The 13561-nt window shown below is 70.0% G+C and carries 13 protein-coding genes and 1 pseudogene; 3 read left to right on the forward strand and 11 right to left on the reverse strand.

Annotated features, from left to right (window positions below):
* Nucleotides 1-14: 14 nt before the first annotated feature.
* On the reverse strand, nt 15-2300 hold the full coding sequence (locus OG858_RS35640) for an MMPL family transporter (RefSeq protein ID WP_328544064.1): 2286 nt from the start codon (nt 2298-2300) through the stop codon (nt 15-17).
* A gap of 236 nt (nt 2301-2536) precedes the next feature.
* Here OG858_RS35640 and OG858_RS35645 point away from each other — a divergent pair, with 236 nt between their 5' ends.
* The 3 genes and pseudogenes from OG858_RS35645 (at nt 2537) to OG858_RS35655 (ending at nt 4142) form a co-directional block, all read left to right on the forward strand.
* Entirely contained in the window at nt 2537-3088 is a 552-nt protein-coding gene (locus OG858_RS35645; protein ID WP_319064528.1) for a DUF1697 domain-containing protein, read from the forward strand.
* Between the two features lie 60 nt (nt 3089-3148).
* Nucleotides 3149-3517, forward strand: a pseudogene (locus tag OG858_RS35650) (ketopantoate reductase family protein); the annotation flags it as partial.
* 25 nt (nt 3518-3542) lie between these two features.
* Nucleotides 3543-4142, forward strand: a complete 600-nt coding sequence (locus OG858_RS35655; protein ID WP_319064529.1) for a TIGR03086 family metal-binding protein — start codon at nt 3543-3545, stop codon at nt 4140-4142.
* Nucleotides 4143-4166: 24 nt separating this feature from the next.
* On the opposite strand, the gene OG858_RS35660 is transcribed toward OG858_RS35655, so the two are convergent.
* From OG858_RS35660 to OG858_RS35705, 10 genes are all read right to left on the reverse strand, one after another.
* Nucleotides 4167-4910 carry a sirohydrochlorin chelatase gene (locus OG858_RS35660; RefSeq protein WP_086747773.1) on the reverse strand — a complete coding sequence of 248 codons (744 nt, stop codon included), beginning with the start codon at nt 4908-4910 and terminating at the stop codon, nt 4167-4169.
* A 5-nt stretch (nt 4911-4915) separates the two neighbouring features.
* Entirely contained in the window at nt 4916-5827 is a 912-nt protein-coding gene (locus OG858_RS35665; RefSeq protein ID WP_086747774.1) for an ABC transporter permease, read from the reverse strand.
* On the reverse strand, nt 5814-6602 hold the full coding sequence (locus OG858_RS35670) for an ABC transporter ATP-binding protein (RefSeq protein WP_086747775.1): 789 nt from the start codon (nt 6600-6602) through the stop codon (nt 5814-5816). The genes OG858_RS35665 and OG858_RS35670 overlap by 14 nt, the downstream gene beginning before the upstream one ends.
* A gap of 36 nt (nt 6603-6638) precedes the next feature.
* A complete protein-coding gene (locus OG858_RS35675; RefSeq protein WP_319064531.1) occupies nt 6639-7748 on the reverse strand; it encodes an aliphatic sulfonate ABC transporter substrate-binding protein in 1110 nt (369 codons plus the stop codon).
* A 219-nt stretch (nt 7749-7967) separates the two neighbouring features.
* Nucleotides 7968-9302, reverse strand: a complete 1335-nt coding sequence (locus tag OG858_RS35680) for a sulfate adenylyltransferase subunit 1 (RefSeq protein WP_037700304.1) — start codon at nt 9300-9302, stop codon at nt 7968-7970.
* A gap of 2 nt (nt 9303-9304) precedes the next feature.
* Entirely contained in the window at nt 9305-10243 is a 939-nt protein-coding gene (gene cysD / locus OG858_RS35685; RefSeq protein WP_319064532.1) for a sulfate adenylyltransferase subunit CysD, read from the reverse strand.
* Nucleotides 10240-10785, reverse strand: coding sequence for an adenylyl-sulfate kinase (cysC, locus tag OG858_RS35690; RefSeq protein WP_037691940.1), 546 nt, complete (start codon nt 10783-10785; stop codon nt 10240-10242). Before cysC ends, cysD begins: the two co-directional genes overlap by 4 nt.
* 110 nt (nt 10786-10895) lie before the next feature.
* On the reverse strand, nt 10896-11666 hold the full coding sequence (locus tag OG858_RS35695) for a phosphoadenylyl-sulfate reductase (protein ID WP_319064534.1): 771 nt from the start codon (nt 11664-11666) through the stop codon (nt 10896-10898).
* Nucleotides 11663-11842 (reverse strand): hypothetical protein, encoded by a 180-nt coding sequence (locus OG858_RS35700; protein ID WP_079024000.1) that lies wholly within the window; start codon nt 11840-11842, stop codon nt 11663-11665. The genes OG858_RS35695 and OG858_RS35700 overlap by 4 nt, the downstream gene beginning before the upstream one ends.
* Complete coding sequence (locus OG858_RS35705) at nt 11839-13530, reverse strand: nitrite/sulfite reductase (RefSeq protein ID WP_319064535.1); 1692 nt, start codon at nt 13528-13530, stop codon at nt 11839-11841. Before OG858_RS35705 ends, OG858_RS35700 begins: the two co-directional genes overlap by 4 nt.
* Between the last annotated feature and the right edge of the window lie 31 nt (nt 13531-13561).

Here is a 13561-nt window from a genome sequence, read left to right on the forward strand (position 1 = left end):
CGTCGAGCGAATCGTCAGACCCGTACGCGTTCGTCCTTCCGCGCACCCGCACCCGGACCCGGACCCGGACCCGGACCGGCACCCGGCTCCGGCGTCTCGTCGTGGGTGAGGTCCGGCAGGCGGTTCAGCCACTTCGGCAGGTACCAGTTGCGCTCGCCGAGCAGGGCCATCACCGCCGGGAGGAGCACACCCCGGATGATGGTCGCGTCGATGAGGACGGCGGCCGCCAGACCCACGCCCATCTGCTTCATCGACTGCATGGACAGCGTCCCGAAGATCGCGAAGACGGCGACCATGATGACGGCGGCGCTGGTCACGACCCCGGCCGTGGTGACGACGCCGTGCTGGATGGCGTCCTTCGTCGTGAGGCCCCGCAGCCGCGCCTCACGGATACGCGAGACCACGAACACGTGGTAGTCCATCGACAGCCCGAAGAGGATCACGAAGAGGAACAGCGGCAGCCAGGTGATGATGGCGCCGACGCCCTCCGCGCCCACCAGCGAGGCACCCCAGCCGTGCTGGAAGACGCCCACGAGGATGCCGTACGCGGCCCCCACCGACAGCAGGTTCAGCACGATCGACGTGACCGCGATCGTCAGCGAGCGGAACGACAGCAGCATCAGCAGGAAGGCGAAGACCACGACGAAGGCGAAGACCGGGACGACGGAGCCGATCAGCTGGTCGTTGAAGTCCTGGTTGCCCGCGACCTGCCCGGTGACCGGCGCCTCGACCCCTTCGACCTTGCCGAGCGTGGCGGGTCGTACCTCGTCGCGCAGCTTGTCCAGGCTCGCGCCCGCCTTGTCCTGGTCGGAGCCGCCGACCAGCGGCACGTACACGAACGCCACGTTCTTCGCGTCGTGCACCTTGATCTCCACCGGGCCGCGCGAGGCGCCCGAGGCGACGGCCTCCGCCTTGAAGTCGGCCAGCGCCGACCGCACCTCGGGGGCGTTGATGTCCTTCGCCTTCACGACCACCTCGGCCGGTTCGGAACCGCCCGGGAAGGCCTCGTTGACCCGGTTGTAGGTCTGCACGATCGGCAGCGAGTCGCCGAACTCCTGGTCCAGTGTGAGGTTCTGCGTCTTCATCCCGACCGCGGGCGCGGCCACGGCGAGCAGCGCACCGGTCGCGACGACCAGCGACAGCGCAGGCCTCGCGAGGACGACCCGCAGGACGGCGGTCCAGAAGCGGCTCTCCGAGGTGCCCTGGGAGCGGCCGTTCTTCCGCCGCTTGTCCGGGTGCAGGAACGGGATGCGGCCCTTCTCGACCCGCTCGCCCAGCAGCGACAGCAGCGCCGGCAGCACGGTGACCGACCCGACCATCGCGACGGCGACGACCATCAGGGAGGCCAGACCCATCGCCTCGAACTCGGCGAGCCCGGTGAACAGCATGCCCGCCATCGCCACGCACACCGTGACACCGGAGACGATGATGGCGCGGCCACTGGTCGCGGCGGCCACCCGCAGCGCGGTCTGCGCGTCCCGGCCCGCCGCACGCTCCTCGCGCTCACGGCGCAGATAGAACAGGCAGTAGTCGACACCGACGGCCAGACCCACCAGCAGCATCACGGAGTTGGCGGTGTCACTCATCGGGATCACATGGCTGACGATGGCCATCAGGCCCATCGTCGCCATGATCGCGGTCATCGCCAGCGCCACCGGCAGCAGCGCCGCGACGACCGCGCCGAACGCGATCAGCAGGATGCCGAGCGCCACCGGCAGGGCCGAGTACTCGGCCTTCTGGAAGTCGTCCCCGAACGCGTCGTCGAACGTCTTCATCATGGAGGCGCCGCCGATCTCCTCGATCCGCAGCGTCCCGTGGTCCTTCTGGACGTCCTCGACGGCCTTCAGCACCGGCTCGATCCGCTCGCCCGCGGTGTCCGACGCGCCCCGCACGTCGAACTGGACCAGCGCGCTGCGGCCGTCCTTGGAGATCGTCCGCGTGTCGTACGGCGAGGTCACGTCCGTGACCTTCCCGGTGTCCTCGACGGCCTTCATGACATCGTCCACGGCGGCCCGGAACGAGGCGTCCGTGGCCAAGGTGTCGTCGTCCTTCGCCTGGATCAGGACGGTCTCACCGGCGGGCTCCTCGATCCCCGCCTCCTCGATGATGTGGGCCGCCGTGCTGGTCTCCCCCTTGAGCTGGTCGCTGTCCTTGACCTCGACCGAGCCCATCGCCGAGCCGATCCCCATCGTCAGCACGACGAACAGCACCCAGACACCGACCGCCGCCCATCGGTGCCGGGCGCTCCAGCCGCCGGCGCGGGCGGCGATCCCCCGCACCCGTACGTCTCCGTTCCCCATGACGGGCCAGCCCCCTCGATGTCGATGGCGACCCCCTGCCGCCACCTTTCCTTTCGAAGGTATGAGCCGGATAAACACATCTCATCGTGCTCCCCGGTGAACCCCGACGGCCGGGACTCCTCCCCTCGGACCCCGCCCCCTCCCCACCAGGTAGGACAGTGACCCCCTACACCTATCCCGGCGTCTCGGGGCCGCTCCTCAGGGTGAACCCGTCCCGGCCTGCCTATCGTGAGCCCATGACGACATACGCGGCGCTCCTGCGCGGGATCAATGTGGGCGGCAACAAGAAGGTCCCGATGGCCGACCTCCGTACACTCTTGACGGGCCTCGGCCACACCGCTGTGGCCACCTATCTCCAGAGCGGCAACGCGGTCTTCACCAGCGAAAACGGCGACGAGAACTCCCTCGCCACCGAACTGGCGGCCGTCATCGAGAAACACTTCGGCTTCACCGTCGACGTCCTGGTGCGCGACCACGCCTACCTGGAGGCCGTCCGCGAGGCCTGCCCGTTCCCGGCGGCGGAGCTGGAGGGCAAGCAACTCCATGTCACGTATCTCTCGGAGCAGGTGGAGGAGGCCCGCTTCGAGTCGATCGACCGACAGGCCTTCCTCCCGGAGGAGTTCAGGATCGGAGACCGCGCGCTCTACCTCTACGCCCCGGAGGGGCTGGGCCGCTCCAAGCTGGCGGAGACCTTGTCGAAGCCGCGCCTCTTCAAGGGCCTGATCGCCACGACCCGCAACTGGAACACGGTGGCGAAACTGGCGGAGCTCACCGGGGGCGCCCCATAAGAGGCGCGGGGAACTGCGCGATCAACCACGACGCACCCGCGGTGTGAGGAGACGGGCGGACTGTTCGCGAGGGTGCGGGCGGAGGACGAGCGGGTCCTCGACGCCGCCGGGATCGCGTACGCGAGCGCCGAGGAACAGAGGCGGACCCGTGGCGACAAGGTCACCCTCTCCCCGTTGGACGGCGCTCCGCGCGGCGGGGGTTTTTCCTGGCAGTCCCTCACCCGGGGCACCGGCACCATCGAGGCCGGCCACCTCGACGGCGAGATCGCCCTGCTGGGCCGTCTCCACGGCGTACCGAGCCCGCTCAACGACCCGCTGCAACGGCTCGCGAACACGTTCGCCCGTGAGCGGAGGGAGGCCGGTTCACTGCCGGTGGCGGAGCCGACGCCGCCGGCGGACGACGCTGTCGCGTTTGTTCAAGAGCGGTGAGCGTGCCGTCCCTAGCGTGAGGTGCATGAAGAACCACGCCAGCAGCACACACCCGCACCACCCGTACATGGTCGAATGCGCCGCCGAGGCGGCCCGGGTCGCCCGAAGCGTCACGGCGGAACAGCTCGCCCTGCCCACCCACTGCGGCGACTGGGACGTCCGCGCCCTGGTCAACCACTGGGTCCTCTACACCTCGCACGGCCTGGAACACCGCGCTCTGCGCAAGCCCCTCCCCGAGGAGCTGACGAAGCGCGACTTCACCACCGATCCCGACTGGGCCGACGCCTACGCCGCCCAGCTGGACCGCGCGGTCGCGGCCTGGGCCGATCCGGCGCTGTGGGAGGGCGACATCGACCTCGGCATGGGCCCGCTGCCCGCCGTCGACCTCGCCGGCATGATCATCAAGGAGATGGCCGTCCACGGCTGGGACGTCGCGACCGCCACCGGCCGGTCCTTCCGGATCCCGGACGCCGCCGCCCACTTCGTCCTCACCGTCGTGGAAACCCACGGCGAGCTCTACCGCCGGTACGACGGCTTCGCGGACCCGGTCCCGGTACCCGAAGGCGCCCCGGTGTTCCACAGGGCGCTGGCGTCGAGTGGCAGGGACCCCAAGGCGGGTGCCTGACGACCGGAGCCGCATGGCGAGGGCTCAGGCCGCGGTGAGCTGCCTCGGTCGCAGGGCGGCGGTGTAGCGGCGCAACAACAGCGCGGCCAGCTCGGGGGAGGGGCCGAGCACCTCGGCCAGGACGTCCGCGCCCGCCTCGGCCGCGCCTGCGGCGATACGGTCCGGCAGCCTGCCGGGCGCGATGACGTACGGTGCCACGGCCACCCGGTCGCAGCCGAGTGCCCGCAGTTCCCGTACGGCGTCCTCGGTGCGGGGAAGGGATGCGGAGGCGAACGCGGGTCGCACGGCGCACCAACCGGTGTGCCACCACTCCCGCGCGATGTCGGCGATCACCGCGATCGCCTCCGGGTCGGAGGACCCCGCCGAGGCCAGGACGACCCCGGTCGAGGACTTGTCGGCGGGGCTCAACCCCGCCTCGTACAGCCGGCGTTCGAGGGCCGACCGCAGCAGCGGCGAGGGGCCCAGCACCTCCGCCTGGCGGATGCGCAGGCACGGTGGTGCCTCCCGCAGGACCGCCGGGATGTCCGCCTTGGCGTGGAAGGCGCGGGTCAGGAGCAGGGGCAGGGCCACCACGTCCTGTACGCCCTCCGCCGCCAGCGACGCCAGCACCCCCTGGACCGAGGGGAAGTCGAAGTCGAGGAAGCCGGTCTCCACGCGCAGCCCGGGTCGCATCGCCCGCACCCGGCGCACCAGGGCGTGGACGGTGGCGGCGTGCCGCGGATCGCGGCTGCCGTGGGCGATGACGAGGAGGACCGGCTTCCTGGACATGTGGATCAGCTCTTCACCAGCAGGCCGCGGCTGCGCAGGACCCACCGCTCCAGCGGACTGAAGATCAGCAGGTCGATGGCGATGCCCACGATCAGGATGAGGAAGATGGCGAGGAACACCTGCGGCATGCTGCTGTTGGTGCGGCCCGCCTCCAGCATCTGGCCGAGGCCGGAACCGATGTCGGGAGCCTTCGCGATGATCTCCGCGGCCATCAGCGAGCGCCAGGAGAACGCCCAGCCCTGCTTCAGACCGGCCACATAACCGGGCAGCGCCGCCGGCATCACGATGTGCCAGGTGCCCTTCAGCCCGGTCGCGCCCAGCGTGCGGCCGGCCCGCAGGAACAGCGGCGGCACCTGGTCGATGCCGGACACCAGACCGTTGGCGATCGACGGGACCGCGCCGAGCAGGATCACCGTGTACATCACCGACGGCTCCAGGCCCAGCCAGACCACCGCGGGCGGCACCCACGCCACCGACGGCAGCGACTGCAGACCGGAGAGGATCGGGCCGATCGCCGCGCGGACGATCCGGACCCGGGCCACCAGCAGACCCAGCGGGGTACCGATGGCCAGGGCCGCGAGGAAGCCGAGCAGACCACGGGAGACGCTGGTCCAGATGGAGTCCAGCAGCGTGCCCTGCAGCCAGGCCTGCCGGACCTCCCCCCACACCTCGGACGGCGAGGGCAACTTGTAGGCCGGTGCGATCTCCGCCAGGACGAGGAGCTGCCAGACCGCCAGCACCAGGGCGACGGCGGTGATCGGGGGCAGCACCTTCTGCACGAGTACCTGGCGCAGCGGCGGCCGCCCGGTCTGCACCGTGTCCAGCGCGTCGAGGCCCGCCTCCAGGCCGGCGAGGTCGTCGGAGTCCTTGACGTTCCCGCCGGGCCCGGCGTCGCTCTTGGTCTCAGTGCTGCCCATGGCGGCGGATCTCCCTACGCAGTTCTTCGGTGATCTCGACGGACAGCTCCGCCACGGCGGTGTCCTCGATGCGGCGCGGCTGCGGAATTCCCACGGTCCACTCGCGGGCCACCCGGCCGGGGCGCGAGGACAGCAGGACGACCCGCTCGGCGAGCCGTACCGCCTCGCGCACGTTGTGCGTCACGAACAGCACCGAGACCTGCGTCTCGCGCCAGATCCGGGTCAGCTCGTCGTGGAGCACGTCCCGGGTGATGGCGTCGAGCGCGGCGAACGGCTCGTCCATCAGCAGCAGCTTGCTCTCCTGCGCCAGGGCGCGGGCCAGGGCGACGCGCTGGCGCATACCGCCGGACAGCTCGTGCACCCGCTTGCCGTACGCGCCCTGGAGCCGGACCAGACCGAGCAGTTCCTCGGTCCGCTCGCGCCGGTCGTTCTTCGGAACCCCCCTGAGTTTCAGGGCGAGTTCGATGTTCTTGCCCGCGGTCAGCCACGGGAACAGGGCGTGCTCCTGGAACATCAGAGCCGGACGCCCGTCGGTCGTGATGCTGCCCGCGGTCGGGTCGTCGAGACCCGCGACCAGGTTGAGCAGCGTCGACTTTCCGCAGCCCGAGGCCCCCAGGAGGGTGACGAACTCGCCGGGAGCGACATCGAGCGTGATGTCGTCCAGGACGAGCTGCTGCCCGGCGGGCCCGGCGAAGGACTTCGATACGTGCTCGATACGGGCGGCGTGCTCGGCGGCCTGGACGCCGTCGGCGGCCTTGGCGAATGTGGTGGCCATGGTCGTCACCTCCTGGGAACTCATCGGACTACGCGGTTACTTGACGCCGAGACCGGCGTCGTCGACCTCGTCGTCGCCCTCGGCCTTGAGGACCTTGTTGAGCAGCGTCAGGTCGTAGATCCCGTCGAGCTTCGGGTCCTCCAGCAGCCCGGCCTTGACCGCGTGGTCCGCCTCGGTCTGCAGGGTGGACGCCAGCGGGTCGTTGATGAACTGGATGGACTTCCACGCCGGGTCGAGCACGTCCGCCGGCAGCTCCTTGCCGGAGTCGGCCTTGAGCTGGGCGTTCGCCGCGGCCTTCGCCTCGTCCGCGTTGGAGCCGATGAACGCGTTGGTCTTGACCGAGCCGCGCAGCACGGCCTCGACGACGTCCGGGTGCTCCTTCAGGAACTCCTGGCGCACGATGATGTTCGTGATCACGAACTTCTTGTCCGGCCACAGGTCGGCCTCGTCCAGCAGCACCTTCGCGCCCTCGGCGACCAGCTTGGACGCGGTCGGCTCCGGCACCCAGGCGCCGTCGATGGCACCGGACTTGTAGGCGTCCGGGGCGACGGAGTTCTCCGTGCGGACCACGGACACATCGCCCTTGCCGGTGTTCGCGTCGACCTTCCAGCCCTGCTCCGCGATCCAGTTGAGGAACGCCACGTCCTGCGTGTTGCCGAGCTGCGGGGTGGCGATCTTCTTGCCCTTGACGTCCTTCAGCGACTTGATCTTGTCCGGGTTGACGACGAGCTTCACACCGCCGGAGGCCGAACCGCCGATGATGCGCAGGTTGGCGCCGTCCGCCTTGGTGTAGCCGTTGATCGCCGGGGAGGGGCCGATCCAGCCGATGTCGATGGAGCCGCCGTTGAGGGCCTCGATCTCGGACGGGCCCGCGTTGAAGGTCGTGTACTTCGCCTTGGTGGCGCCGAGCTCCTTCTGGAAGAAGCCCTTCTGGATGCCGACGAGAGCGGTGGCGTGGGTGAGGTTGCCGAAGTAGCCGATGTTGACGGTGTCGAGACCGTCGATCTTCTCGGCGCCGGCGGCGACCTTGTCGGTCTTGGCCTCCGTGGACTGGGAGCCGTAGCCGCAGGCGGCCAGGGCCAGCAGCGGGAGTGCGGTGAGGGCCGCGAAGGTACGCCGGAAAGCAGCGGAGCGGTGTGCAGGCACGGGAGGTGTTCCTCTCGGAGGCCCGGCGGTCACGGTCTCTCAGGTCGTGGCCGGGAGGTCGGGTTTTCGTCTACGGCGGTGGGGGGTGAGGGCGCGCAAGCGGTGCGCGTACGTCATCGCACACATCGCGCGACTCCGCCCTGCCCGCTCCCGAGGGCGCCGCTGCCCACACGGCCGCCCTCCTTCGCGAACGTCGCGTAGAAGTCCTGGGGGTTCATGTCAGAAGTCCCACCCGTCGTCCTCGGCCTCGTCCTTGACGGGCTCCGGGGACGCGAACGACTCGCCGACCATGCCGGCGGTCAGCGTCGTGCCGTCGGAGGGGTCGATCAGGATGAAGGAGCCGGTACGGCGGGAGTCGGCGTACGAGTCGACCGGGAGCGCCTCCGCCGTGCGGATCTTCACCCGGCCGATGTCGTTCGCGACGAGCTGTCCCGGGTGCGGGTGCAGGGACAGGTCGTCGAGCGTCAGCCGGGACGGGATGTCCTTGACGATCGCCTTGACGGTGCGGGTGCCGTGCTTGAGCAGCACCCGGTGGCCCACGGTGAGCGGCTGGTCGGCGACATGGCAGACGGTCGCCTCGATGTCCTGCGTGGTCGCGGGCGCGTCCTTGCTGGGCACGAGCAGATCGCCGCGCGAGATGTCGATGTCGTCCTCCAGCAGGAGCGTCACCGACTGCGGGGTGTACGCCGCCTGGACCGGCTCGCCGAGAAGGTCGATGCCCGTGACCTTCGTCGTACGGCCGGACGGCAGCACGGTCACCGAGTCGCCGACGCGGAACGTACCGGCCGCGATCTGGCCCGCGTAGCCCCGGTAGTCCGGGTGCTCGGCGGTCTGCGGACGGATCACGTACTGCACGGGGAGACGGGCGTGGCAGTGCGCCAGGTCATGGGCGACCGGCACGGACTCCAGGTGCTCCAGGAACGTCGGCCCGCCGTACCAGTCCATGTTGGCCGACGGCTCCACCACGTTGTCACCGGCGAGCGCCGAGATCGGGATGGAGGTGATCTCCGGGACGCCCAGCTCGGACGCGTACGCCGTGAACTCCTCGGCGATCCGCGCGAAGACCTGCTCCTCGTACGCGACGAGGTCCATCTTGTTGACGGCCAGGACCACGTGCGGGACGCGCAGCAGCGCGGCGATCGCGGCGTGCCGGCGGGTCTGCTCGACGACGCCGTTGCGGGCGTCGACCAGGATCACCGTCAGCTCGGCCGTGGAGGCACCCGTCACCATGTTGCGGGTGTACTGCACATGGCCGGGGGTGTCGGCGAGGATGAACCGGCGGCGCGGGGTCGCGAAGTAGCGGTACGCCACGTCGATGGTGATGCCCTGTTCCCGCTCGGCCCGCAGACCGTCGGTGAGCAGCGCGAGGTCGGGGGCCTCCTGGCCGCGGCTCGCCGAGACGCGCTCCACGGCCTCCAGCTGGTCGGTGAGGACCGACTTGGAGTCGTGCAGCAGCCGCCCGACGAGGGTGGACTTGCCGTCGTCGACGGAACCGGCGGTCGCGAACCGCAGCAGGGTGGTGGCCGAGAGCTCCTCGGCGGTGATCGTGCTCATGCTTAGAAGTACCCCTCGCGCTTACGGTCTTCCATCGCGGCCTCGGACATCTTGTCGTCGGCACGGGTCGCGCCCCGCTCGGTGAGCCGGGAGGCGGCGATCTCGGTGATCACGGCGTCCAGCGTGGTCGCGTCGGAGTCGACGGCACCCGTGCAGGACATGTCACCGACCGTCCGGTACCGCACCTGCCGCTTCTCGACGGTCTCGCCGTCCTTGGGGCCGCCCCACTCGCCTGCGGTCAGCCACATGCCGGCCCGCTGGAACACCTCGCGCTCGTGCGCGAAGTAGATCTGGGGGAGTGCGATGCCCTCGCGGGCGATGTACTGCCAGACGTCCAGCTCGGTCCAGTTGGACAGTGGGAACACGCGGACGTGCTCGCCGGGCGCGTGGCGGCCGTTGTAGAGGTTCCACAGCTCGGGGCGCTGACGGCGGGGGTCCCACTGGGAGAACTCGTCCCGCAGTGAGAAGACCCGTTCCTTGGCGCGTGCCTTCTCCTCGTCGCGTCGTCCGCCGCCGAAGACGGCGTCGAACTTCTCCGCCTGGATCTTCTCCGTCAGCGGCACGGTCTGGAGGGGGTTGCGGGTGCCGTCGGGGCGTTCCTTGAGCACTCCGCGGTCGATGTAGTCCTGTACGGAGGCGACGTGCAGGCGCAGTCCGTGCTCGGCGACGGTGCGGTCGCGGTACTCCAGGACCTCGGGGAAGTTGTGTCCGGTGTCGACGTGCAGCAGCGTGAAGGGGACCGCCGCCGGGGCGAACGCCTTCAGCGCGAGGTGCAGCATGACGATGGAGTCCTTGCCGCCGGAGAACAGGATCACCGGCCGCTCGAACTCACCCGCCACCTCACGGAAGATGTGGACGGCCTCGGACTCCAGCGCGTCCAGGTGGGACAGCGTGTACGGGGTGCCGGTCTCCCCGGGGACGGCCGCGACGGTCGTCGTCATGCCAGACCCCTCTCGGTGAGCAGCTTGTGGACCAGCGCCGCGGACTCCTGGACCGTCTGGTCCTGCGACTCGATGCGCAGATCCGGGGTCTCGGGGGCCTCGTAGGGGTCGTCGACACCGGTCAGCCCGGAGATCTCCCCGGCCGCCTGCTTGGCGTACAGACCCTTCACATCGCGTTCGGAGCACACCTCGACCGGCGTCGCCACATGCACCTCGACGTACGCGGCACCGCTCGCCGCGTGACGCTTGCGGACCGCCTCGCGGCTGTCGGCGTAGGGCGCGATGACCGGCACGAGCGCATGGACGCCGTTACGGGCGAGCAGGTCGGCGAGGAAGCCGATGCGCTGCACGTTGGTGTGCCGGTCGGCGCGGCTGAAGCCCAGGTCCGCGGTGAGGAACTCGCGGATCTCGTCGCCGTCGAGGACCTCCACGAGGTGGCCGTCCTCGCGCAGCCGGCCCGCCAGCTCGTAGGCGATGGTGGTCTTGCCGGCACTCGGCAGACCCGTGAGCCAGACGGTGGCTCCGGTGGCTCCGGTCGTCACTTGGTTCTCCTGGTTCGTCGCGGGAGCACGGCCCCTCCCGGGGACGGTGTTCCCGACGGTGTCAGCTGTCTCGGCGGGCGCGGTGGCGTTCTCCGCGGGCCCTGCGGCGCTCACAGGTGCAGCCCGCACTCGGTCTTGGTGTTGCCCGCCCAGCGGCCGGCCCGCGCGTCCTCGCCCGGGGCGACCCGGCGGGTGCAGGGGGCGCAGCCCACGGAGGTGTAGCCGTCCATGAGCAGGGGGTTGGTGAGCACGCCGTGCTCGGTGACGTAGGCGTCCACGTCGTCCTGCGTCCAGCGCGCTATCGGGGAGACCTTGACCTTGCCGCGCTTGTCGTCCCAGCCGACGACCGGGGTGTTCGCCCGGCTCTCGGACTCGTCGCGGCGCAGGCCCGTCGCCCACGCGTCGAACCGGGTCAGGCCCTCTTCGAGCGGCTTGACCTTGCGCAGGAAGCAGCACAGGTCGGGGTCGCGGTCGTGCAGCTTCGGCCCGTATTCGGCGTCCTGCTCGGCGACCGTCTGACGGGGGGTGATCGTGATGACGTTGACGTCCATCACGGCCTCGACGGCGTCCCGGGTGCCGATGGTCTCCGGGAAGTGGTAGCCGGTGTCGAGGAACACGACGTCCACGCCGGGCCTGGCCCGGGAGGCGAGGTGCGCGACCACCGCGTCCTCCATGGAGGACGTCACGCAGAAGCGCTTGCCGAACGTGTCCACGGCCCACTGGAGGATCTCCAGGGCCGAGGCGTCCTCCAGCTCACGGCCGGCCTGCTCGGCGAGCGCCTTGAGCTCGGCGCGCTTCGCCGCTTCCGGGTCCGCCGCGTCCTGCTCGGTCGCGTCCGGCAAGGACGCGGACGTATCGGAATCCGCCTGAACGGTAGTCATATGTGATCCCCTCCGCTTTCGGCTCGCTGAAGCCCCCGGGACAGCAGCCCGAGGAACTTCAACTGGAAGGCTCGATTGCAGGCCCCGCATTCCCACGCGCCGTGTCCCTCTTCGTTCGGGCGCAGGTCTTCGTCACCGCAGTAGGGGCAGTAGAAAGGGGCGGCTCGCTCACTCACGACAGAGCCTCCTCAGAAGCACGGGTGACCCAGGCGGCGAAGCGCTCGCCGTCCTCGCGCTCGTCCTGGAACCGCTTGAGCACGCGCTCGACGTAGTCGGGGAGTTCGTCGGAGGTGACCTTCAGGCCGCGTACCTTGCGGCCGAACCCGGCCTCAAGGCCGAGTGCGCCGCCCAGGTGCACCTGGTAGCCCTCGACCTGTTCGCCCGCGTCGTTCAGGACGAGCTGTCCCTTGAGACCGATGTCCGCCACCTGGATACGCGCGCAGGCGTTCGGGCAGCCGTTGATGTTGATGGTGATCGGCTCGTCGAACTCCGGGATACGGCGCTCCAGTTCGTCGATCAGCAGGGAACCGCGCGCCTTGGTCTCGACGATGGCGAGCTTGCAGTACTCGATGCCGGTGCAGGCCATGGTGCCGCGCCGGAACGGCGACGGGTTGACCGTGAGGTCCAGCGCCTCCAGGCCCGCGACGAGCGAGTCGACCTGCTCCTGGGTGACGTCGAGCACGATCATCTTCTGCTCGACGGTGGTGGCGACCCGGCCGGAGCCGTGCGCCTCGGCGAGATCGGCGATCTTCGTCAGTGTCGTGCCGTCCACGCGGCCGACGCGCGGGGCGAACCCGACGTAGTACCGGCCGTCGTTCTGCGGGTGCACTCCCACGTGGTCGCGCCAGCGCGCCACCGGCTGGTCGGGCGCCGGTCCGTCGACGAGCTCGCGCTTGAGGTACTCGTCCTGAAGGACCTGGCGGAACTTCTCCGTGCCCCAGTCGGCGAGCAGGAACTTCAGCCGGGCACGGGTGCGCAGCCGCCGGTAGCCGTAGTCACGGAAGATCGAGATGACGCCCTCGTACACGTCCGCGACCTCGTCCAGCGGCACCCACGCGCCGAGCCGCTGCCCGATCTTCGGGTTGGTGGACAGACCGCCGCCGACCCACAGGTCGAAGCCGGGGCCGTGTTCGGGGTGGCGGACACCGACGAACGCGATGTCGTTGATCTCGTGCGCCACGTCGAGCAGTGGCGAGCCGGAGATCGCCGACTTGAACTTGCGGGGCAGGTTCGAGAAGTCCTTGTTGCCGATGATCCGCCGCTGGATCTCCTCCATCGCGGGTGTGCCGTCGATGATCTCGTCCGCGGCGATCCCGGCGACGGGCGAGCCGATGATCACACGAGGGGTGTCACCGCAGGCCTCGGTGGTGGACAGGCCGACGGCCTCCAGCCGCTCCCAGATCTCGGGCACGTCCTCGACCCGGATCCAGTGGTACTGGACGTTCTGCCGGTCGGTGATGTCGGCGGTGCCGCGCGCGAACTCCTGCGAGATCTCGCCGATCACCCGCAACTGCTGGGTGGTGAGGCGTCCGCCGTCGATCCGCACCCGCAGCATGAAGTACTTGTCGTCCAGCTCCTCCGGCTCCAGGATCGCGGTCTTGCCGCCGTCGATCCCGGGCTTGCGCTGGGTGTACAGCCCCCACCAGCGCATCCGGCCGCGCAGGTCGTTGGGGTCGATCGAGTCGAAGCCGCGCTTCGAGTAGATCGTCTCAATGCGTGTCCGCACATTGAGACCGTCGTCGTCCTTCTTGAACTGCTCGTTGCCGTTCAGCGGGGTGAAGTGTCCCGCGGCCCACTGGCCCTCACCACGGTGACGGCTCACCTTGCGGCGGGGCGTGGCGGGGTTCTGAGGGGTGGCGGCCATGGGTGTATGTCCTTCGGGAAAGGCGGGTAAG

The organism is Streptomyces europaeiscabiei (genome assembly GCF_036346855.1).
GTDB lineage: Bacteria > Actinomycetota > Actinomycetes > Streptomycetales > Streptomycetaceae > Streptomyces > Streptomyces europaeiscabiei.

Coding starts and splice junctions, on each gene's coding strand:
- OG858_RS35640 (WP_328544064.1), bottom strand. CDS start 2,300: ATGGGGAACGGAGACGTACGGGTGCGGGGGATCGCCGCCCGCGCCGGC.
- OG858_RS35645 (WP_319064528.1), top strand. CDS start 2,537: ATGACGACATACGCGGCGCTCCTGCGCGGGATCAATGTGGGCGGCAAC.
- OG858_RS35655 (WP_319064529.1), top strand. CDS start 3,543: ATGAAGAACCACGCCAGCAGCACACACCCGCACCACCCGTACATGGTC.
- OG858_RS35660 (WP_086747773.1), bottom strand. CDS start 4,910: ATGTCCAGGAAGCCGGTCCTCCTCGTCATCGCCCACGGCAGCCGCGAT.
- OG858_RS35665 (WP_086747774.1), bottom strand. CDS start 5,827: ATGGGCAGCACTGAGACCAAGAGCGACGCCGGGCCCGGCGGGAACGTC.
- OG858_RS35670 (WP_086747775.1), bottom strand. CDS start 6,602: ATGGCCACCACATTCGCCAAGGCCGCCGACGGCGTCCAGGCCGCCGAG.
- OG858_RS35680 (WP_037700304.1), bottom strand. CDS start 9,302: ATGAGCACGATCACCGCCGAGGAGCTCTCGGCCACCACCCTGCTGCGG.
- cysD (WP_319064532.1), bottom strand. CDS start 10,243: ATGACGACGACCGTCGCGGCCGTCCCCGGGGAGACCGGCACCCCGTAC.
- OG858_RS35695 (WP_319064534.1), bottom strand. CDS start 11,666: ATGACTACCGTTCAGGCGGATTCCGATACGTCCGCGTCCTTGCCGGAC.
- OG858_RS35705 (WP_319064535.1), bottom strand. CDS start 13,530: ATGGCCGCCACCCCTCAGAACCCCGCCACGCCCCGCCGCAAGGTGAGC.